Raw genomic sequence first — 4809 nt, 5'->3', positions numbered from 1 at the left:
GGCCACCGCATGGTTGGTGATGCCGACCACACCGGACAGGAACGCCGGTGCGACCGAGGCGAACAGTCCCGTCACGGCGAAGCCCGCGAATGCGGCGATGGCCGCAAGCGTGAACGTGGCACGAACCGCTGGCGGTACCGCAAGTCGTTGCAAACCAATGCTTCCCGTGCGCTCCGACGTTTCCGGTACGACGAGTACAGCCACTGCGGCCAGCACAACCAACCCGATGTGCACGATGAAGGTCAAATGAAGCGGCTGCGGCGCATACTCGACCAGCAGCCCGGCCAGCAGCGGTCCACCGCCGAGACCGCCTACATTGGCGGCGGTCGCCACCGCGGCAGCGCGGTTGTGCCAGTTCAGCGGCGCCGCTTCGATGACCGCAGCGGTAGCCGTGCCGGTGAATATGCCTGCCGACAAACCCGACAGCACCCGGCCAACCAGCAGCAGCGGTACAGAATCGGCGGCCAGGAACACCGCGGCGCTGGCGAGCGCAAAGAATGTGCCCGCCAGCAGCACGGGGCGGCGGCCGATGGCATCCGACCACCGCCCGAACGCCAGCAGTGCGAACAGCACACCGAACGCATATGTTGCGTAGATGACCGTGGTGGTCAGCACGCCGAAATGCATGCGATCCGCGTACAGCGCGTACATCGGTGTCGGCAGTGTCGTGCCGACCATGATCGCCGCAAAGGCGTATGCCAGCAGGACGAAGGCGTAGCGGGTTCGCGGCAAGGTTTCGAGCATGTGGGATTTCAGCGGTTCAGCCACCTGCTCTATTCCACCAGATCAGTGCGCGGTGATGGCCTTCTCTGCGCCCACGCCGGTCAGCGCCCGCACCTCGAACTCCGCATTGGTCTCCGGGTCGCCGCGATCCGAGGAGGTCAGCGTGCCGACGATGCCGAGGACGAAGGCCAGCGGGATCGCCACGATTCCCGGGTTGGCCAGCGGGAACCAGGCGAAGTCCACGCCCGGCATCATCGCGGTCTTCGCGCCCGACACCGCGGGCGAGAAGATGATCAGCACGATCGTCGAGATCAGGCCGCCGTACATGCTCCACAGCGCACCGCGCGTGTTGAACCGTGGCCAGTAGAGCGAGTAGAGGATGGTCGGCAGGTTGGCGGCGGCAGCAACGGCGAACGCCAGCGCTACCAGGAACGCGATGTTCTGCTCGGCTGCCAGGATGCCGAGCAGGATGGCCAGGATGCCGATCACGACGACGGTGATGCGGGAAACCCGCACCTGCTGACGCTCGGTCACCTGATGGTTCTTCAGCACGCTGGCGTAGATGTCGTGCGCGAATGACGTCGCCGCGGTGATGGTCAGGCCGGCGACCACCGCGAGGATCGTGGCGAACGCCACCGCCGAGATGATGCCGAGCAGCACCACACCGCCGAGCTCGAACGCCAGCAGCGGCGCGGCCGAGTTCTGCGCCCCGGGAGCCGCAAGGATTTTGTCCGGTCCGACGAGCGCGGCCGCGCCGTAGCCCAGCGCCAGGGTGAAAAGGTAGAAGGCGCCGATCAACATGATCGCCCACACGACGGACCGCCGTGCTTCCTTGGCGGTCGGCACGGTGTAGAAGCGCATCAGCACGTGCGGAAGGCCCGCGGTGCCGAGCACCAGCGCCAGCGCAAGCGAGACGAAGTTGATCTGGGACGTCAGGTTCGCGCCGTACTGGGCGCCCGGCGCGAGCACGTCACGCTTGGCGACGGCTCCGGTGGACGAACCCGAAACGGCGGACTGGGCCGCGCCGAGCATCTCCGAGAAATTGAGGCCGAACTTGGCCAGCACCCACACCGTCATCATCGCGGCGCCGCCGATCAGCAGGACGGCCTTGATGATCTGCACCCATGTCGTGCCCTTCATGCCGCCGATGAGGACGTAGAGGATCATCAGCCCTCCGACGACCGCGATGACGAGGGCTTGGCCGATGTCGCTGGTGACATTGAGCAGCAGAGCCACCAGCCCGCCCGCGCCCGCCATCTGGGCCAGCAGGTAGAACAGGCACACGGCTAGCGTCGTGAGCGCTGCGGCGAGGCGTACCGGACGCTGCTTGAGCCGGAAGCTCAACACGTCGGCCATGGTGAACTTGCCTGCGTTGCGCAGTAATTCGGCAACGAGGAGCAACGCAACCAGCCACGCGACCAGGAACCCGATCGAGTAGAGGAAGCCGTCGTAGCCGTAAACGGCGATAGCGCCGGCGATGCCGAGGAAGCTCGCCGCAGACAGGTAGTCACCAGAGATCGCAATGCCGTTCTGTGGTCCGGTGAAAGACCGCCCGGCAGTAAAGAACTCGGCGGCCGTCGCGTTCTTCTTACTGGCCCGGATGACGATGAACAGCGTTACCGCGACGAACAGCAGAAAGATACCGATGTTGGCGACGGGATTGCCGACCGTCTCGCCTTCGGCGGCAAGGATATGGACGTTCATGCTGCGCCGCCCTCCATCTCGTTGCGGATGGATTCGGCGCGCGGGTCGAGCTCACGGTTCGCGAACCGGACGTAGATGAACGTGATCAGGAAGGTGGTGACGAACTGCCCCAGGCCGATCAGGATGCCGACGTTGATGTCGCCCCACACCTTGGTGGCCATGAAGTCGTGGGCAAACGCGCCAAGCAAGACGTAGGCGAAATACCAGAGGAGGAACACTGCTGTCATCGGAAAGACGAAGCGGCGCAGCCTGTCTCGTAGTTCCTGAAACTCCGGACTGGCCTGCACGGCGACGAATCGCTCACCGCTCACAGGCGCCGCGGGCGCTGTGGACGGAAGGTCGGTATCGGGCAACGCGGACTCCTGACCTCGATGTGAAATTGTGCGGATCACAGCATACTGAGAGCTGGCTCACAGGAGAGGGTTCCCGGTCGCAAAGACGATCAAACCGCCGATCTAGACTGTCGCCGTGGCGAAACTGCAGCTTGCACAGGATCCGGCGGCCGACGCCCTATTGGAGTCCAATTCGTTTGCCTTGCTCGTCGGTATGTTGCTCGACCAGCAGATACCGCTAGAGGTGGCGTTCGCGGGCCCGAAGAAGATCGCGGATCGCATGGGCGGCGTCGACGCCCGCGAGATTGCCGACTACGACCCCGACAAGTTCGCTGCGTTGTGTGCGGAACGGCCTGCCGTTCACCGGTTTCCGGGATCGATGGCCAAACGAATCCAGGCGTTGGCGCAGATCGTCGTCGACCGGTACGGCGGCGAGGCGGCGGGGGTGTGGTCGGCGGGCGAACCGGATGGCGCTGAGGTACTGCAGCGGCTGAAGGAGCTTCCCGGGTTCGGCGACCAGAAGGCGCGGATCTTCCTGGCACTGCTGGGCAAGCAGTATGGCGTCACGCCGAAGGGGTGGCGCGAGGCCGCGGGCGACTACGGCAAGGCCGGCTCGCACCTTTCGGTGGCCGACATCGTCGACGCCGGGTCGCTGGAGAAGGTGCGGTCGTACAAGAAGAAGATGAAGGCCGCCCGGGGGCAGCAGCGCAGTGACACGGGGAAGGGTCCCGCCAAGGCCGCGAAGAAGTAGTCGCCGATGCCGCGACGTAGCCGCTAGAGCGGCGCGCCGTCGAACCGTTCCCTGGTGGCGAACTCCGAAACCGGCCTGCGCGTGAGCTTTTTGACCTGTTTGGCCGGTTTTCCGATCGGAAGCAGTGCGGCGATCGCGTAGTCGTCCGGTATGCCGAGAAGCTCCTTGACGCGTGGTTCTTCAGCCACCGCCATGGTGGTCAGCACGCCGCCGTAGCCCTCATTGCGCGCGGCCAGCAGGATGTTCCAGACGAGCGGGTAGACGGATGCGCCGGGGATGACGCCGATACGGTCGAGGTGCTGATCGAAAGCCGCACAGACGTTGAGGTCGATGCAGACGACGAGGACCGCCGCGGCGGTTAGCACGGGCGCGCCCAGGTATGGAGGCACCTCCGTGGCGGCCACCTCTTCCGGCGAAACCCTCATGGGCGCTAGCGGGTTCCACGGACCTTCGCCGTTTTTGATCTGGGCGAGGTAGCGCTGGGCACCTGTCACGCTGAGGTCGACGATCGCCTCGCGGGTCGTCCTGTCCCGAACGACGATCACCCGGGCGCCCTGTCGGTTGCCTCCGCTTGGGGCGAACCGGGCGTTGTCGAGGATGCGTTCGAGCACTTCGTCGGGCAGCGGATCGTCGGTGAATCGGCGGACCGCACCTGTGGTGCGCATGACGTCGTATAACTCCATGGCCTACATCTTGACTGTGGGATTCTGGAGGGATGAAGACACACCTGAACTGCCCGTGCGGCGAGTCGATCACCGGGTCGGACGAGAACGATCTCGTCGAGAAGGCGCAGAAGCACCTCTCCGAGGCGCATCCCGGCCGCGAATACGACCGGGACGCCATCCTCTTCATGGCCTACTAGCCCCTGCGAACGCTCGGCCTACTAGCCGCGCGAAATAGCATTCCTGGTCGTTGATCCGGTGATCTGACAGCCCGGAATGCTATTTCGGCGAAAGCCAGGGGTCAGGGCACCACCGTCGAGCCGATGGTGGGCATGAACTGGCACTGCTTCTCGGTGGTGGTCACCTGGCCGAAGATCGTCGACATGATGCTGCCCGACCCGGTGTCTGCGATGACAGACAGCGTCGTCGGGCCCTCGGGGTTGATGTCCGACCGCGGCTTGAGCGTGGCGCTGCCGGATTTACCGGTGGTGAGGTTGACCCAGGTGACAATCAGCGGCAGCTTCTGCTCCGCCGCCGCGCCGGGCGTCCCGATCGCGGTGAACACGTAGGCCGTCTGGCCGGCTGCGGGTCCGGGCGCCGGAATCTTGGCCGGCCCGGCCACCGAGATGGCCGTCGC

Annotated in this window: 7 protein-coding genes; 2 read left to right on the top strand and 5 right to left on the bottom strand. The window is 65.3% G+C overall.

The features are described 5' to 3' along the window. The 3 genes from QOJ24_RS22795 to QOJ24_RS22785 form a co-directional block, all read right to left on the bottom strand. Nucleotides 1–744 (bottom strand): MFS transporter (locus tag QOJ24_RS22795; RefSeq protein ID WP_526265411.1); only part of this gene is annotated, 744 nt, incomplete at its 3' end. A gap of 42 nt (nt 745–786) precedes the next feature. Continuing rightward, on the bottom strand, nt 787–2427 hold the full coding sequence (locus QOJ24_RS22790; RefSeq protein WP_526265409.1) for a monocarboxylic acid transporter: 1641 nt from the start codon (nt 2425–2427) through the stop codon (nt 787–789). Next, nucleotides 2424–2780 (bottom strand): DUF485 domain-containing protein, encoded by a 357-nt coding sequence (locus tag QOJ24_RS22785; RefSeq protein ID WP_526265408.1) that lies wholly within the window; start codon nt 2778–2780, stop codon nt 2424–2426. The genes QOJ24_RS22790 and QOJ24_RS22785 overlap by 4 nt, the downstream gene beginning before the upstream one ends. Before the next feature lie 115 nt (nt 2781–2895). On the opposite strand from QOJ24_RS22785, the gene QOJ24_RS22780 reads away from it, so the two are divergent. Continuing rightward, nucleotides 2896–3510 carry an HhH-GPD-type base excision DNA repair protein gene (locus tag QOJ24_RS22780; protein ID WP_526265406.1) on the top strand — a complete coding sequence of 205 codons (615 nt, stop codon included), beginning with the start codon at nt 2896–2898 and terminating at the stop codon, nt 3508–3510. Nucleotides 3511–3533: 23 nt separating this feature from the next. On the opposite strand, the gene QOJ24_RS22775 is transcribed toward QOJ24_RS22780, so the two are convergent. Beyond that, nucleotides 3534–4193, bottom strand: a complete 660-nt coding sequence (locus tag QOJ24_RS22775; protein ID WP_526265404.1) for a nitroreductase family protein — start codon at nt 4191–4193, stop codon at nt 3534–3536. 32 nt (nt 4194–4225) lie between these two features. On the opposite strand from QOJ24_RS22775, the gene QOJ24_RS22770 reads away from it, so the two are divergent. Beyond that, the gene (locus QOJ24_RS22770) at nt 4226–4372 is read left to right on the top strand and encodes a DUF1059 domain-containing protein (protein WP_526265402.1); all 147 of its coding nucleotides are present in this window, start codon (nt 4226–4228) and stop codon (nt 4370–4372) included. Between the two features lie 101 nt (nt 4373–4473). On the opposite strand, the gene QOJ24_RS22765 is transcribed toward QOJ24_RS22770, so the two are convergent. Further along, nucleotides 4474–4809, bottom strand: a 336-nt coding sequence (locus QOJ24_RS22765) for an Rv1157c family protein (protein ID WP_526265400.1), incomplete at its 5' end; no start/stop codon positions are given.

The sequence above is a fragment of the Mycobacterium sp. genome (assembly GCF_032159775.1).
In the GTDB taxonomy this organism is placed as follows: Bacteria; Actinomycetota; Actinomycetes; order Mycobacteriales; family Mycobacteriaceae; genus Mycobacterium.
Note: the sequence above shows the minus strand (reverse complement) of the source record. Positions and strands in the feature narration are given on the sequence as shown.

What these genes read in the sequence shown, in the direction of transcription:
- QOJ24_RS22790 (WP_526265409.1), bottom strand. Translation starts at nt 2,427, where the DNA reads ATGAACGTCCATATCCTTGCCGCCGAAGGCGAGACGGTCGGCAATCCC.
- QOJ24_RS22775 (WP_526265404.1), bottom strand. Translation starts at nt 4,193, where the DNA reads ATGGAGTTATACGACGTCATGCGCACCACAGGTGCGGTCCGCCGATTC.
- QOJ24_RS22770 (WP_526265402.1), top strand. Translation starts at nt 4,226, where the DNA reads ATGAAGACACACCTGAACTGCCCGTGCGGCGAGTCGATCACCGGGTCG.